Origin of the sequence: Legionella septentrionalis, from assembly GCF_003989745.1 — a bacterium.
GTDB classification, from domain to species: Bacteria; Pseudomonadota; Gammaproteobacteria; order Legionellales; family Legionellaceae; genus Legionella_A; species Legionella_A septentrionalis.
Window position 1 is genome coordinate 22,120 of sequence record NZ_RZGS01000009.1, and the last position, 16,316, is coordinate 38,435.

Consider the following 16,316-nt stretch of genomic DNA (forward strand, 5'->3'; position numbering starts at 1 on the left):
TGATTTATCACAGGATATAACGGGCTAAATCTTCATCCGCTACTAATTTGCCTAAATGCTGATTCACATAATCCTTATCGACGCATACGGTTTCACCCGCTTTATCAGTTGCTTCGAATGAAACCACTTCAAGCAAACGCTCCATAACAGTATATAAACGGCGTGCGCCAATATTTTCCGTGCGTTCATTTACTTGCCACGCCACTTCGGCAATTCTTTGAATGCCGCATTCAGTGAATGCAAGATGCAAGCCTTCTGTTGCCATAAGAGCAATGTATTGTTCCGTCAAAGACGCATTTGGTTCCGTTAAAATCCGCACAAAATCTTCTACGCTTAAAGCTGAAAGCTCGACACGAATAGGCAATCTTCCCTGCAACTCTGCAATGAGATCGGAAGGTTTTGCGACATGAAAAGCGCCTGATGCGATAAAAAGGATATGATCCGATTTAATCATGCCATATTTAGTTGAAACCGTTGTTCCTTCTATTAACGGCAATAAATCACGCTGTACTCCTTCGCGGGAAACATCACCTCCGTGCTCTGGACGCTTGGTAATTTTGTCGATTTCATCAATAAAAACGATGCCGTTTTGCTCTACATTTTCAATAGCGCGCGTTTTTATATCATCTTCATTGATAAGTTTTGCTGCTTCTTCTTCACATAACAATTTCATTGCTTTGCGGACAGGCAATTTCCTTGTTTTTGTTTTTCCTGAACCCACTTGCTGAAACATGGCTTGTAATTGATTCGTCATCTCTTCCATGCCAGGAGGTGCCATAATTTCCACCCCTACATTGGAAGCCATTAAATCGATTTCAATTTCATTGTCATCAAGCTTGCCTTCACGCAATTGTTTCCTGAAAATCTGGCGCGTGGCTGAATCTTTTTCCGCAGGGCTTAAATTGCCACGCGGCGGCGGCAGCAAGGTATCCAAAATGCGTTCTTCAGCTGCTTCTTCGGCGATATTTTGTACTTTTCTCATAGCCAATTCACGCTCTTGTTTCACCGCAATGTCGGTTAAATCGCGCAAAATGGCATCCACATCGCGGCCAACATAGCCAATTTCAGTAAATTTTGTAGCTTCCACCTTGATAAAAGGAGCTTCTGCCAGGCGTGCCAATCTTCGCGCTATTTCTGTTTTCCCGACCCCGGTCGGCCCAATCATCAAGATGTTTTTAGGCATTATTTCATTGCGTAAAATACTATCCGGGATTTGCAAACGACGCCAACGGTTGCGCAGGGCAATAGCCACGGCCCGCTTGGCCTGGTCTTGTCCTATGATGTATCGGTCCAATTCCTCGACAATCTCGCGCGGGGTCATTACAGTTTTTATGTCACTCATTAAATTACTCACTGTCTAATTCTTCAATGGTTAAATTGTGGTTGGTATAAATACAGATATCGCCGGCAATGGCTAATGCTTTTTTAACTATCTCCAGTGCAGATAAATCCGTGTTTTCAAGAAGCGCACGCGCGGCAGCTTGTGCAAAGGGACCGCCTGAACCAATTGCCATCAAACTTTCTTCTGGCTCGATTACATCACCATTACCCGTGATGATGAGAGATGACTTGCTGTTTGCAACCACCAAAAGAGCTTCCAGGCGCCTTAGAATTTTGTCAGTGCGCCAATCTTTGGCCAATTCGACTGCAGCCCGCACCAAATGGCCTTGATGCAGCTCCAGTTTACTTTCAAAGCGCTCAAACAGGGTGAATGCGTCCGCCGTTCCTCCGGCAAAACCCGCAATAACCTTATCTTTATATAAACGCCTAACTTTGCGCGCATTTCCTTTCATCACGGTGTTACCCATAGTGACTTGACCGTCACCACCTATAACGACCTGATTGCCGCGCCGTACGGATAAAATGGTTGTGCCGCGAAATTGTTCCAAAATTAATCCTCACAAAATCAAATTGCATAATTTGGGGATGACATCAGAAAAATCAATAGGGATTGGTAATTTTATTTGCAATTATGATGGGAGTTCGTAAAGTTTTTGCAATAAAATTTTGTTTTCTAATTATGATTTGCAATAAAAATGTATAAATTGGATGAAAAATAACGACAAGGGGAATATCCAGAAAGTTAAGTTACCTCCTGGCATATTCCCTTGAATACCACATTCCATGTTTGCACACTATGCATCACACCTCATATGCTGGATATTCTGCATTATTTCGCTCGCGAGCCGACTCAACAATAGTTGCCCCGGCTCGAGTCGCCATGGAGAGTAATGCCAATGGAACAGACAATAATGTTGCCAACAATAATACTGGAGTTGCTACCGCACAGATAACTGCAAGGACTGAACTTGCCATGGCAGCATTATATAAATGTTCTGGCCTAAAAAAACCATTGGACTGTGCATCCGCGCCGCGTGCTTTTAAAAAAGAACTGGCGAACAGCAAACAGGGGGATAAAACCGGTAAAGTAACCAGCAAAGAAGCGGATATGGCCGTGGCCACTCCCAAAAACAGCGGGAAACTAATCGGTGAAGCCAGCGTGAAGAGAATATCGCTCGTAGCTCCTTTTTTGAAGGGTTGGAAAAAAGTTGCATGCAAGGCCCCGACGGCTTTTTGCGGTATAGATTGATACTGGTCATTCAAAACTTCGGTAATAGTCGGCATGGCACGTCCTCTGAACAAACATTATTGCTGAATAATATAAAAACATTTTCTGTACTAAAAAAATCAATTATTTGTACAGGCATCCCTAGGGTATTGAGGCTCATTCTCTGCACCATCATAAGCAGGAGGAGAAACCAGAGTGGCAATTGCACGGGTCACAATAGCTCCTAGCCCTAAAGGCACACTTAAAATAGCACCCAACAATAAGAAAGGAGTGAGTGCGAAACATACCCCGGCAGCCTTTAATGTATACTCAGCCGCAATTTTGCTATAGAAAAGTACATCTGACCCAGAATCCGGGGCATGTTCCTGGTCCGGATTATTGTTGGTATCGCGTGCCTCAAGAAATTTATGGGTCACGTATAAAGCCGCCGAAGCAGCCAATAGCGTCGGCGCCAGCAATGCAGCAAGTGCTGTAGCTGCAGTCATAAAAAGAGGTGCTGTGATTGGCAAACACAAGGTATGCACGAAGTCTCTGGGATTATCCCGGCGCAGAGGCTGAAAAAAAGTTTGTTTTATGCCTAACCTTACCTTTTCAGTAAATTCTAGTCCTTCGGAATTTAATACATCGTTTAAAGTAGGGATAAAAGATCTGGGCATAATACATCCTCGACTGCATAATAAAATCAAATTGTACTACAATTAAACACATTATGCAAATATATTATAAAAAATATATTTTAAGAAGGAATTATCTTGTGAAAGGATGAGGCTGATAAATTTGAATGCTATGGCTGCAAATGCAGCCATAGGCAGAACTACAAAACCATTAATACACATGTTGTGGTCTAGAATTCTCTGCACCTTGTACAGCATCAGCGATGGTCGCTGCTGTACGGGTTGCAATAGACACTAAAGCCAATGGGGCTGCCAGCACCGTCAGCAGCAACAACAGAGGGGTGGCAACCAATGCCACCACGCCACCAATCAATGCAAAGCCACTGAAGGCAAGAGTTTGGCTGCGTATATCGTTACTATCATTTGTAATTTGATGCTCAGCACCGCGTGCTGTAAAAAAGCGGTTGGCAGCAAATAAAGCGATAGAAGCCAATGGCAAAGCTACTGCCACTGCTGCAGTAGCCACTGTCAGCATGCCAAAAAAAAGAGGAGCACTGACTGGCGCAGTGAAAGTGAGTGCTACATCACTGAAATTTTTTTGAAAAGGTTGAAAGAAAGTACTCCTTAATTTCGTCCCAATCGACGTTTCAACGTTAAATACATCCGTTAAGGTTGGCATCAGAAGAATCCCCAGTTTATTTAAAACTCACAATGTATCATGTTTATGCAAATTTCACAATGGAATTCCTTAAAAACTTCAGCTCATCTTTTGCGACTCAACCTTAGGCAGCCATGGTCATTATGGCATCCACAAATTGAACAAATACTATTATGTTGCATCTTCGGCAAATTACTTTCAGCTAAATGACATCCTGCTGTAGTTAACTCATGACGGTTTCAGAGGGTCCAGGATGAATTATTTATGGTGGGAAGGATGCCGCTGTAATTTGCATAAAACAAACAATAATTTAGCAATCGATTTCTATTGACAACCGTATGCATTCAATTCGTCTTCACTTTGTATCGCATCGGCAATGGTCGCTGCTGTCCGGCTTATGACAGACGCTAAGGCCAGTGGGGTTGCGAGCACCGTGAACAGCAATAATATAGGGGTCGCAGCCAGTGCAATCATGGCGCCAAGCAGTGCCAGCGCCCCCCCAACAAAAGCCTTATTTCTTATGTCATCTTCATTCCCTGGCTCATATTCATCCTCGTAACCACGTGCAGCGAAAAAGCGGTTAGCAGCAAATAAAGCTATGGCAACAAGCGGCAGCGTTACCACCATTGCTGCGGCTACTGCCGTCATCACTCCCAGAACAAGGGGGGCGGTCACCGAAGCGGTAACCGTGAGCGCCACATCACTAAAATTTTTTTGAAAAGGCTGAAAGAAGAGATACTTGGGAATAGACGTTAACTTACCTACAATTGAATCTTCATCATTTCCAGCAATTATCGCGTTTATGGCGTCAGTCAAAGTTGGCATTAGAAAATCCTCAGTTCATTAAAACCCACAAATGTATCATATTTGAGCAACCCAGCATGCAGCAATATTGAATTCTCTACTTCTCCATACGTTTTGGAACGCAATCTGAATAGCAATTACGATGGCTGCGAGAATAAAATAAAAGCCATGCGCTATACCGCACATTTATGGCAAACTCCTTTCAACTCGATGACATGCTGTTTTAGTTTAAAATCATTTTTTGCCGCTATGTTTAAAACCAACGCCTGCATCATTGCGTCATAGGTTTCAACAACTTCATGGCAACTATTGCAAACCATCAACACTTCCGAGAACAAGTTTTTTTCCGGTTCAGAGCATAACGTATAACTCTGAATCGATTCAATTTTATGGACCATGTTTTGTGTTACAAAAAATAATAAGGCGCGGTACACAGTAGGCGGCTTGGCATTGGGGTTTATTTTTAATAAAGCTTCTAAAATTTCATAGGCTTTCAGAGGCTTTTTCGCTTGCCATAAAATGTAAAGAATTTCCTTGCGCATGGAAGTGAGGCGCAAATTAAGAAGCGTGCAATATTCTAAAAAGGAAACAGGATAGCTCATGGCTGATTTAAGAAAGAAAGTCCATACTGCAGGGGCTTAACTGCGAAGTATTCTGCAAGCGTCTGCCCTATGTCTGCGAAAGTTTCCCGTCTTCCTATAAAACGACTGGCTAAATTCGGGCCAAACATTAAAACAGGAATATGCTCCCGCGTGTGATCGCTTCCAGGGAAAGTAGGATCGCAGCCATGATCGGCAGCGATGACAACCATATCATTAGGCTTTAATAAAGACTCCAATTCCGGTAAACGTGCATCAAAAGCTTCCAAAGCATGAGCATAACCCGCCACATCGCGACGATGGCCGTACGATGAATCAAAATCTACAAAATTGGTAAAGACAAGGCTTTTATCAGGCGCTGTCTTCATGCATTCCAAGGTTGCATCAAAAAGCGCTTGATTACCATCTGCTTTAATGGTTTTGCTAATCCCCTGATGCGCATAAATATCGGCCACTTTGCCAATGGCAATAACCTCCCGCCCGTCATTTTTCAAAAAATCCAATAATGTTGGCTGCGGCGGCGGTACTGCGTAGTCGCGGCGGTTGCCAGTGCGTTTAAATTTTCCTGGAATTCCAGTAAAAGGCCGCGCTATGACGCGTCCAATTTTATACTCATCAACCAGTTCACGGGCAATTTCGCAAATTTGGTACAAGCGCTCCAAGCCAAAATACTCTTCGTGTGCTGCAATTTGAAAAACGCTATCCGCAGATGTGTAAACAATGGGTTTCCCAGACAGTAAATGCGCTTCTCCCAGCTCTTCAATAATCACCGTACCCGATGCATGCTTTTCGCCTAAAACCCCAGGCAAAGCCGCGCGTTCAATGAATTTTTCTATTAATTGCGGGGGAAAACACGGAATGGCCTCAGGGAAATAGCCCCATGCAAACATAACTGGCACTCCTGCCAATTCCCAATGCCCGCTAGGGGTGTCTTTCCCAAGGCTTTGCTCCACCGCATAGCCATAATAGCCGGCAGGCTCGGCCAAAGTGGATAAATCGATAAATTTTACCCCCGCACTGGCTATTGCGGCGTGGTATAAACCCAAACGCGCCAGATTGGGGATGTGCAAATCGCCATTGCGTAATCCGGATTGGTCGGCACGCCTATCCCGGCAAGCCTGGTAAATATGCATAAAGGTATTTGCGCCTGCATCCCCATAGCTTGGGGCATCAAGACTTGCACCAATACCTAATGAATCCATTAATAGTATACAAACCCGTCCAGAATCCATACTTATCCTTGAATATGCCGACAATACGTTTCTTTCAGTTTAAACAATGCGAACAGGGCAATACCCAATCCCAGCGGCATGATCAAGGCTGCGGTTTGATACGCTGTAAAAGAATACACCGGCGTTCCCGCAACCATATGCATGTCACCATGCCATAGCAATACGGCACTGAATAAATTTTGATAAAGAATATATCCGCCTTGGGTCAGCAAGGAAATCATACTCACTGCCATGGCCGTCATTGCAGCAGGACTGCTTTCTGCTACCAAAGCGTAGCTGATTACCTGGGCGGCAGTAAAAAAACCCAGCAAAAAGAATAAAAAACCCATCATGGTCAGGGATACGGGTAAATACATAATCCCTAATAGAGTAAGCAAAGATGCCAGCACACCCAGTTTCATGGGTAATACACGCAAACCTAATTTGTCTGAAAACCAGCCAATGGCAGGACCGCCTACAATGGCACCGAGGAATAACATGGAATTAACCAATGCAGCATCTTCCTTACTCACCCCAAGCCGCTGCATTAAATATAAAGAACCTATCATTGCCCCCAGCACGGCAATAGGCATATTCATCAAGCTGGTGTAAAGAGCCGCCCGAAATGTTTGCAAATTTAGATAAGCCATTTTTGCCGTGGTTAATACATCCAGTTTTTTGGCGGTGGCTAAGGCCTCTTCTTGCGGCTTATCCTTAATCCAGTACATCATGAATAATAATAATGCGACACCCAGCCAACCTACTCGAATAAGCGAATCGCGCCAACCTAATTCAAGCACCAATTTGGTTAATGGATATTGGGCCAACATACCGCCTGTCATGGCAATAGTCACGACTACGCCGGTAACCAGCGCCATGCGGTTAGGCGGGAACCAGCGCGAAGCAATACGGATAGGTCCAAGAAAGCAAAATGCGCTACCGATGCCTGTTACAAACCGACAAAAAAGTGCAAGGTAAAACGAGTGGGCATAAGCCAAAAGAAATGTGCTCAAAATACAGAGCAGCATGGCAATTACTATGGTTTTTTTTGTTGAAAAACGATCGAGCAATATCCCTGCAATAAAAAGAAAAATTACATTGGCGAGATAATAAATACTGGACAAATAAGTCATTTTGTCGGCTTGAATATGAAAATCCCGCATTATGTTATCTGCAATCGAGGCAAACATATTGCCCTGAATAAATTCATAAAAGAGAAATAAGGATGCAGCGAAGCAAATTATCCATGGTAACAGCGTTGTTTTTACCAGGTCGAATCTTCTGTATTCTTCCACCAATGGCTGCATAAAAAAGACTCCTTAACTATAACGTTTGCAGTAGGTTTCACGGGTAAAGAAAACGGCTACTAGCGCAGCCACAATCGTAACAGGGAACATCCACATAGCGAACTGAAAATCCGCTGCTGAATACTGCGCTGCCCCGGCATGATGATGCATTAATATGCCAAACAAAACCTGCCCGAGGCCACCGCCACCCATGATAATTACTGAAGAAATCCCGGTCGCAGAGCCGGTGCTGCTGGCTGGGTTACTCTCAGCTATCAGGGGGTATGAAATCACTTGAGTACTGGTAAAAAACCCAAGCAAAAAAAATAGGGTGCATAAAACTACCGGAGGAATGGAGCTATGCAGAAACAATGGCAGAACCGTCAGCAAAGTTGCCATAGCGCCAAGGATCATCAGCGGTTTGCGCCGCCCCATATAGTCAGATAACCACCCAACAACAGGACACCCGATGATGCTCCCTACCAAAATCAAGCTAACGGCATTACTGGCTGCCATCTTGGATAAATGATGCACGGTTTCCAGATAGCTTGCACCCCACAAGGCACAAAGCACCATAATCGGCAAATTAAGGAAAGAAGTAAAACAGCCAGCCAGCCAATTTTGCGGATTAAGCAATGCCCGTGAAAAACCGGACGATGCCGCTTGATTCACAGAGCTTGTCTTTTTCTGGTTGTCAGGGCGGTCTTTGACCGTAAAAAAAATCCAGAAAAATAATAATACCCCTGCTCCGCCATCAATAAATAAAGCGTTTCGCCACCCATATTGCTCATTTAGAAATGCCAAAGGAGTATGTGCCATCATGCCGCCTATAAATGCCATCGTCACCAGGCAACCGATGACAAGCGCTTGCCGGCGCGGCGGAAACCAGCGTGAAACCAGAACAGCGCAAGATAAAAAACAAAATGCGTTCCCGATGCCGGATAGAAAGTGGAAAAAAGAAGCCCAGACGAATGAGTGGGTCAGAGCAAATCCCATCGTGCTTAACACACAGATAAACATGGCGGCTAAAATAACAAAACGGGTAGAAAACCGATCAAGAATAATTCCGGCAGGCAGCAAAAACAAGATGTCTGCCCAAAGGTAAGCACTGGACATCCAACTCAATTCTGCAGCATTGATGTGAAATTCCTGGCGCAATGGCTCATTAATCACATCAAATAGATTGAGCTGAAAAAATTCGTACAGAAAAAATAATCCGGCTGATAAACATACCAGCCAAGGCATCCAATAAGTGCGAGGAAAAATGCCCTGCGAATCAATTGCAACTGACTCAGACAACCATGACTCCTAGCCCGGGTTTAAAAGTGGCGGAAATTATAACAAAAAACCCAGGAAAATGGTATCTTTATTGAACACTTTTTTTGCAATCCTTAAATTTTAAAAAACCATACCCTATCTTAAGACTCTGAATTTACGCCTTCTTTTGCAGCTTTGAGTCTTCCTTGCTTGTTAACAACAGCATACGTGCTAATATGCAAAATGTATAAGGAATTACTGAATTGTTATTATAAGCAAAAGGATACAGGGGCAACAGATGGCAATTAAAGTATCTGCAACTGGACAAACATTACTGCGCAATCCTTTATTAAATAAAGGCACTGCGTTTACTCCCGAAGAAAAAGAATTATTTCACTTATACGGCTTGCTTCCCGCCAATACCGAAACAATTAGCGAGCAATTACAACGCTGCCGTGATGCTTATGCAGCAAAACAGAGCCCACTTGAGCAACATATTTATTTGCGCGCTTTACAAGATCGCAATGAAGTTTTGTTTTACCGGTTTGTTTTAGAAAATCTTACGGAAATGTTACCGATCATTTATACGCCTACGGTAGGTGAAGCTTGTCGATTTTTCCATCATATTTACCGGCAACCGCGAGGATTGTTTATCAGTTATCCGGAGGCACATAAAATGGATGCCATCCTGGCGTCCATTGCACAGGAACGCAGTATACGGGTCATCGTGGTGACCGATGGTGAACGCATTTTAGGATTGGGCGATCAAGGTGCAGGCGGGCTTGGTATCCCAATTGGTAAACTATCCTTATATACGGTTTGCGGTGGCATCAATCCTGGTGAAACTTTACCCATCGTTCTCGACGTGGGTACAAATAACCAGGAAAAATTAAATGATCCGCAATATTTAGGTTGGCGTCATACTCGTATAAATGGCAGTGAGTATGATCATTTTGTCGATCAATTTGTACAAGGGGTCAAGCGGCATTTCCCACAAGCATTATTGCAATTCGAAGATTTTGCCCAACAACATGCCTATCCTTTATTGCAACGCTACCGTGAGCAATTGTGTACATTTAATGATGACATCCAGGGTACAGCAGCAGTGACTGTGGCAGCCATTATGGCCGCCACACGAATTAGCAACATGCCACTTAGGGAGCATCGGATCGCTTTATTAGGGGCAGGCTCGGCAGGATGCGGCATTAGCGAACAACTAGTGCAAATGATGGTAAGCCAGGGGCTCGGCGAACAAGAGGCGCGTTCCCGTTTTTATCTCGTGGATCGCTTAGGGTTATTGCATGATGAGTTGCCTGGATTGCTGCCATTTCAAAAACCTTTTGCCCATTCCCGCAAATCATTATCAGGTTGGCAACCAGCAAGGAAACAACTCAGCCTTTTGGATGTCATCCAGCACGCACAACCGACTATTCTTCTCGGTGTATCCGGTCAAGCCAACCAATTTACGCAAACCATGGTGGAAACCATGGGTCATTATTGCCAGCGGCCCATTATTTTTCCTCTGTCAAATCCCACTTCCAGAGCGGAAGCTACTCCTAATGATTTATTAACCTGGACAAAAGGCCGAGCTTTAGTGGCGACAGGCAGCCCGTTTGCCCCAGTCTACATAAATGGGGAAGAAATAAGCATTTCGCAATGCAATAATTCCTATATTTTCCCCGGCATAGGCTTAGCCGTGGTTGCGGGTAAAATCAAGCGGGTAACGGATGGCATGATGATGGCCGCAGCATTAGCACTGAGTGAACTGGCACCCGCGACTATTACCGGCCAAGGATGCTTGTTACCCGAACTAACGTCCATACGCAAAGTCAGTCAGCACATCGCAAAAGCAGTCCTATTGGAAGCGATTAAAGAAAAACATGCAGATGCGCAGTCTGAAAAGAACATTGAGACAGCAATTCATAACACCATGTGGTTCCCCGACTATCAGCCATATATCCATGATTAGTACAACGCTCTTTAACGGCAAATATTTGAGAGAAAAGGCATGAATCAGAAAGTTTTTGTAAACCGCATCTTGAACATGAAAAAAATTAAGTTTATCGGCTTGGATATGGATCATACGCTGATCCGTTATAAAACTGAAAACTTCGAAGCTTTAGTGTATCAATTGGTCATTGATAATTTGATAAACAGTAAGAAATATCCTGAAAACATCCGCAGCTTTAAATTTAATTTTAAAGATGCAATTCGTGGGCTGGTAGTCGATAGCAAGAATGGCAATATCTTAAAATTAAGTCGATATGCAGCTATCCGCCAGAGTTATCATGGTACACAAGCCATACAATTTTCTGATCAAAAGCAGTTTTACCGCAGTATTTATGTGGATTTAGGTGATCCGAATTACATGGCTATCGATACGTCTTTCTCCATTGCATTTTGCGTTTTATATAGCCAGTTAATTGATTATAAAGATCAATACCCTCATGAACTACCCAGTTATAATGTCATTGCGTTAGACGTATTAAACAGCGTGGATGAAGTCCACGCAGAAGGCACCTTGAAGCGGCGGATCTGTGATGCACCGGAGCAGTTTGTCTATCAAGATCACACCGTAGTAGAAGGGCTTAAACGTTACATCAAGCATGGGAAAAAAATATTTATTTTGACCAATTCTGAGTATCAATATGCAAAACTTTTATTGGAATACACTATCGATCCTTTCATGGAAAAAGGCAAAAATTGGCAGGATTTGTTTGAATATGTGATTACACTCGCCAATAAACCGCGTTTTTTCTATGACGAGTCAAGATTTCTTGCCGTTCATCCGACAACCGGCACAATGACCAACGTTACAGGAAAAATTACTCCCGGTGTCTATCAGGGAGGATATGCAACAAAATTCACAGAAGATTTGCATTTAAAAGGAGATGAAATTTTATATATTGGCGATCATATTTATGGCGATATTTTACGTTTAAAGAAAGACTGTAATTGGCGCACGGCTCTCGTCGTAGAAGAACTCGGCGATGAGATAGCAGCACAGGTAAAAGCAAGGCCCGTTGAATTGCAGATTAACGCTGCCATGAAAACGAAGCGCAAACTTGAAGAAAATTATATCAAGATAAATACCAAAAGCATTGAAGAAGAAACGCATGTCTATGACAATGAAATTCAGGCTTTACAGATACAAATAAATGCGGTTGACAAACAAATCATGGAATTACTGCAGGAACAACATAAATTTTTTAATCCAAAATGGGAGCGAATTTTTCGGGCTGGGGCAGAAGAAAGTTATTTTGCCTATCAAGTGGACCGCTATGCTTGCATCTACATGGAGCGATTATCCGACTTGCTTGAACATTCGCCGCTTACGTATTTTCGCGCCAATCGACGTTTGCTGGCACATGACTTGGATAATATCTTGGCATAAAAAGGCGTCATTACAAATGAAAAAAATGCCCCATTCGCTTTGCAGTTGCACGTTCTTCCAAGCGATCGGGGCTTGACATTTTTGCCGGCGAAAGAAGAGTTTGCCGCGGATGCAAAGCCGGGATTTCACGCAATACTAAATCTGCCTGCTGCAACAAAATGCTCAATTCTTTAGTTACGCCCATGTTTTTATTAGTTTTTTCGTAAAGGGCATGGGATAAGCCCAAACCATTTTGTACTGCTTGAAAAAATTGCGATATAGGACCGCGCAGTGCCGCAATGTGATCAAGAACAGGTCCGATTGCTTCCCGCTTCACCAACTCTTTTATGTTCCGATGAATATCATCCAATGTGATAACAAAACGCTTTTGTTGTTCAGCAGCGCTCTGCAAACGCTCTTGAAACTTTAAATAACGATTGCTGGCTTTCAATGCTTGCTGGTGTGTGACTTGATCAGTGAAGCGCTCGCGGTTTCCCATCCGATTCGCAATCTTTGCCAAAGAATCAATCAATTGACTTAATGCATGCAAAATGTGGCGTAAATCATCGTGGCCCAGGGCAAAAGCAATTCTCTCCATGTTAATCCGGGAAGAATGTTGCGGCGCAATCCCTAAAACTTGCAGCAGCGTTTGTTCAATGTGTAAAAGCCGCAATAGAGCATCCTGGGTATCTAATCGATACTGTAAAATTAATTGCAGGGTTTGTACTCTACCTCCCACTGAATCAGACCCAGGCAAAGCATCCGCATGTTGAGCCAAGTCTTTAAGGACCGATAAAGAATTCGTTAGCGCGTGTTCCGCCTGCTGTATCAATTCGTTTGTGGAAGAAAGAAATGGGGTATTCATATCGCTTAAAATAACTTCCTATATTTAATTTTACTAACGATAATTAGATAACTGGCCAATAATTTCTATAATTTTATAGAAATTATATTCTCAAGTTATCGCTTCTCTACCTAAGGTACTCATGCTCTATTTAGTCGGTGTTCTATAATTATTATAAGCATATAAGGCAAAGGAATGTAGCCATGTTAAGCATCGATATTTTATCTGTAAACCCGCAAATTGTGAGTGACTTAATTGAAAAAACTAAAGAATTTCATGCGAAAGAAGAAGTTACCTTTGGTGAACAGATGCCTGAAACGGAATATGAATACGATTGGGCGCAAATTTTAGCCGATCACCAGGATGATTTAACTTATCTTGAGATAAAAAATGTTATTGACGCATTAACGGTGGAAAAAAAACTGGATTTACTGACCTTAATGTACTTAGGACGCGGTGATTTTGACGATTGGGAGAGCGCTCGACAATCTGCACAAAATAATTTACCGGATAATTTGCCTGATTATTTATTGGGCCATCCTTTTCTTGCTGAATATTTGCAACGAAGCTTAGATTTAATAGGTTATGCGCGTGAATAATGCATGAATTTTTTATTTATCCTGTTTTATAGTTACAGTACTATAGTATGACTGGTTATATTTCATTTGGGATAAAATAAAACCATGCCTAAACCACCTCTGTCTGCCTTAAAGTTAAACTCCTTGATTACCGAAATGAGTTTTTTTCTTTCTCATGATGAAATTGCAAATTTTTCCCTTACTAAAAAGGCAAATTATATTGCCAGTGTATTGATGCCGCTGTTTGCAACAATCAAAGAAAAAAAAGATGAGGCTTCCTGGAATATCTTATACCAACGGCTTTTTGCTCAATTGCTCCAGCCCATAGAAAATATTAAAAAAAAAGATATCAATTTTTATTCATCGATTACTGCCTATTTACAGCAGCAACTTAGTTATTTATTAGCACACAAACTTGATTATTCTCCTACCCTCATTAAACTGCATGCATTGCATATCGGATTTAAAATTAAATCAGGAGAATTCATCCTTCCAGCTGAGTTGGATTTTTTAAATAAACTCACTCTCTTGAAAGAGTACCGTGTAGTAGGTTTAGCCAGCTTATTACCTCTTCTTAAAGATGAAAATATCAAATTTTTGCTAGAGCAATTTAAAGAAGAGCCAACGCAATTATCGCTACCCAACACAGCAGTCGTGTGGAGTATTTTCATTACTTTTCCACACCTAATTACTGTCAAAACACTTTTAGACGTGATTAAAACAAACTCCGAAGGAGCTCTGCCTGTTCTGCTTGCCTGCCGCGTAATCGCTGAAAAACAACCGCAGTTAATTACAGAGGAAAATCTCGATACCCTGATTCAAATGCTTAATACTAAAAACAGCAACTCCCCTATGGTATTGCACGTTTTATCTTTTTTATGGAAAAAACATCCACAAAAATTTACTGAACTGCAAATCCATACTATTCGTATTTATTGCGAAAATCTCCTCAAAACAATAGAAGCCATATCCAATGCCAATACCCATGAAATAGCGCTGGAAACAATCAATTTATTAAAGGATGAATTAGCTATTTTTTTAAACAAGGAACAAATGCAATCTCTTACGGATAAGTTGGTTATGCATTTGACCCATTCTGATGTCGACGTCCAATGCGTGGCCCAGCATGCACTTGCAACTATAATTTTGAACCATTCAGTGTTAATAACAGAAAAACATGCTACCAAAATAATTGAAAATTTAAGTCAAAACGACATTTATATGCAATTGAATTCCTTAAGCTTATTTTCTCGATTAATTCCAATCTTACCTGACAAAAATAAAAATTACGCGGACTTATTGAATGGTTTTATTATCCAAGTGCGCGATAGTGAAGATTATATTGCCACGAAAGCATTACAAGCCATAGCGTTTCTCATTACAAAAAGTGAAGTGTCTTTATCGGAAAATCAACTGAATATTATTGTCAATAAACTGGATAGTGAACAATTCGATGTACAAAATCAGCTTTATGCAACATTAAAGGATTTTCCTGCCCAGCATTTCTCACAATTATTAAATAACAACTTCCTTTGCTCTCTTGCCAATAAGCTTAAAGAAGCAAATACATTCTCACGCAGAAGTGCCCTGTTCATGTTTTCTCTTCTGGCAAAAAAATGTCCGAAAACATTAAAATTATTTTTAAATGAAGAAATAATGACCTCTGTGAGTGAAAATATAAGAGACCAACATCCGCAATTACAGATTTACGCAATACAAACACTGAAGTTTTTAGTGAGAATAGCGCCGGAAATATTGGGTTCTAAAGGCCTTTCCAGCCTCTTTGCATCGCTTGAAGCTGAAAAGAATAATATCATTCAAAAAAAACTGGTTTCGCTAATTAGCGCGATTATAAGCTTGCAAACACCGCGCGTAATTTACTTTTATGCCACACAGTATCTGGCCAAATTGGAGCGGAAAGATATAGATGAACAAATTCTTGGCCTTTGGGTCATACGCTCTTTTTTAAAATCCTGCCCCCAGGAGATGCACCTACTTATAGTAAAAAGAATGCCTTTAATCCTAAATATAGCGGCAACGCCTTCCTTTGCCCGTAAGAGTGCTGTGCTCCTGTTGGAAACACTCAGCCACTATTTTCCGAATACGTTATCTAGCTCCGCGTTAACCCAACTTGCAGGCTGCCTGAATGATGAGGATGGATTTGTAAAAAAGACAGCTTTAAAAATTCTGTGCAGAATAGCATATACTTCCCCCTCGCTTTTAAATAATGAATTACTGAAAAAAGTTATACCTGCACTAACCGTCGAAGACGCAAGCGACCTAATCGCCTTACTCTTAAAAAATAACCATCCTTATTTTCAGGAAATGACAGGTATGTTTTCCCAACCTCAATTGCTATTAGTTCTTGAAAATAATAATGATAATCTTTCTTCAAAAACCCAGTTTTCTCCCGTTTCACCCTCAGTGCCATTAGCGCTTAGGAATGGATTCTTCTCGCGTCCCCTCTCGGCAAGCAATAACAAAGAAAAAGAACCTTCATTAAGGATGGATACTTATTAATAA

At 41.9% G+C, this 16,316-nt stretch carries 15 protein-coding genes; 4 read left to right on the forward strand and 11 right to left on the reverse strand.

Annotation, left to right across the window (positions count from 1 at the left end):
* Positions 1–7: 7 nt before the first annotated feature.
* From hslU to ELY11_RS04705, 10 genes are all read right to left on the reverse strand, one after another.
* Positions 8–1,342 carry an ATP-dependent protease ATPase subunit HslU gene (gene hslU, locus ELY11_RS04660; protein ID WP_233579651.1) on the reverse strand — a complete coding sequence of 445 codons (1,335 nt, stop codon included), beginning with the start codon at positions 1,340–1,342 and terminating at the stop codon, positions 8–10.
* Between the two features lie 4 nt (positions 1,343–1,346).
* Complete coding sequence (gene hslV / locus ELY11_RS04665) at positions 1,347–1,889, reverse strand: ATP-dependent protease subunit HslV (protein ID WP_126954468.1); 543 nt, start codon at positions 1,887–1,889, stop codon at positions 1,347–1,349.
* A gap of 253 nt (positions 1,890–2,142) precedes the next feature.
* Positions 2,143–2,625: a hypothetical protein gene (locus ELY11_RS04670; RefSeq protein ID WP_127032611.1), complete on the reverse strand. Its 483-nt coding sequence runs from the start codon at positions 2,623–2,625 to the stop codon at positions 2,143–2,145.
* A 63-nt stretch (positions 2,626–2,688) separates the two neighbouring features.
* Positions 2,689–3,225, reverse strand: a complete 537-nt coding sequence (locus ELY11_RS04675; protein WP_127032612.1) for a hypothetical protein — start codon at positions 3,223–3,225, stop codon at positions 2,689–2,691.
* Positions 3,226–3,394: 169 nt separating this feature from the next.
* Positions 3,395–3,862 (reverse strand): YwiC-like family protein, encoded by a 468-nt coding sequence (locus tag ELY11_RS04680; protein ID WP_127032613.1) that lies wholly within the window; start codon positions 3,860–3,862, stop codon positions 3,395–3,397.
* Positions 3,863–4,165: 303 nt separating this feature from the next.
* On the reverse strand, positions 4,166–4,666 hold the full coding sequence (locus ELY11_RS04685; protein ID WP_126954464.1) for a hypothetical protein: 501 nt from the start codon (positions 4,664–4,666) through the stop codon (positions 4,166–4,168).
* Between the two features lie 152 nt (positions 4,667–4,818).
* Positions 4,819–5,247, reverse strand: a complete 429-nt coding sequence (locus tag ELY11_RS04690) for a Fur family transcriptional regulator (protein WP_126954463.1) — start codon at positions 5,245–5,247, stop codon at positions 4,819–4,821.
* Entirely contained in the window at positions 5,244–6,476 is a 1,233-nt protein-coding gene (locus ELY11_RS04695) for a phosphopentomutase (protein ID WP_126954462.1), read from the reverse strand. Before ELY11_RS04695 ends, ELY11_RS04690 begins: the two co-directional genes overlap by 4 nt.
* A gap of 2 nt (positions 6,477–6,478) precedes the next feature.
* On the reverse strand, positions 6,479–7,762 hold the full coding sequence (locus tag ELY11_RS04700; RefSeq protein ID WP_126954461.1) for an MFS transporter: 1,284 nt from the start codon (positions 7,760–7,762) through the stop codon (positions 6,479–6,481).
* A gap of 12 nt (positions 7,763–7,774) precedes the next feature.
* Positions 7,775–9,040 (reverse strand): MFS transporter, encoded by a 1,266-nt coding sequence (locus ELY11_RS04705; RefSeq protein WP_199737786.1) that lies wholly within the window; start codon positions 9,038–9,040, stop codon positions 7,775–7,777.
* 256 nt (positions 9,041–9,296) lie between these two features.
* Between ELY11_RS04705 and ELY11_RS04710 the strand changes: the two genes are divergently transcribed.
* Positions 9,297–10,967 carry an NAD-dependent malic enzyme gene (locus tag ELY11_RS04710; protein WP_127032614.1) on the forward strand — a complete coding sequence of 557 codons (1,671 nt, stop codon included), beginning with the start codon at positions 9,297–9,299 and terminating at the stop codon, positions 10,965–10,967.
* Between the two features lie 39 nt (positions 10,968–11,006).
* Positions 11,007–12,392 carry an HAD-IG family 5'-nucleotidase gene (locus ELY11_RS04715; RefSeq protein ID WP_127032615.1) on the forward strand — a complete coding sequence of 462 codons (1,386 nt, stop codon included), beginning with the start codon at positions 11,007–11,009 and terminating at the stop codon, positions 12,390–12,392.
* 10 nt (positions 12,393–12,402) lie between these two features.
* Here the strand turns inward: ELY11_RS04715 and ELY11_RS04720 are convergent, their stop codons facing one another.
* On the reverse strand, positions 12,403–13,236 hold the full coding sequence (locus tag ELY11_RS04720) for a hypothetical protein (protein WP_127032616.1): 834 nt from the start codon (positions 13,234–13,236) through the stop codon (positions 12,403–12,405).
* Positions 13,237–13,418: 182 nt separating this feature from the next.
* Between ELY11_RS04720 and ELY11_RS04725 the strand changes: the two genes are divergently transcribed.
* A complete protein-coding gene (locus tag ELY11_RS04725) occupies positions 13,419–13,814 on the forward strand; it encodes a DUF3775 domain-containing protein (protein WP_126954457.1) in 396 nt (131 codons plus the stop codon).
* An 84-nt stretch (positions 13,815–13,898) separates the two neighbouring features.
* Positions 13,899–16,313, forward strand: coding sequence for a hypothetical protein (locus ELY11_RS04730; protein WP_127032617.1), 2,415 nt, complete (start codon positions 13,899–13,901; stop codon positions 16,311–16,313).
* The last annotated feature ends 3 nt before the right edge of the window (positions 16,314–16,316 follow it).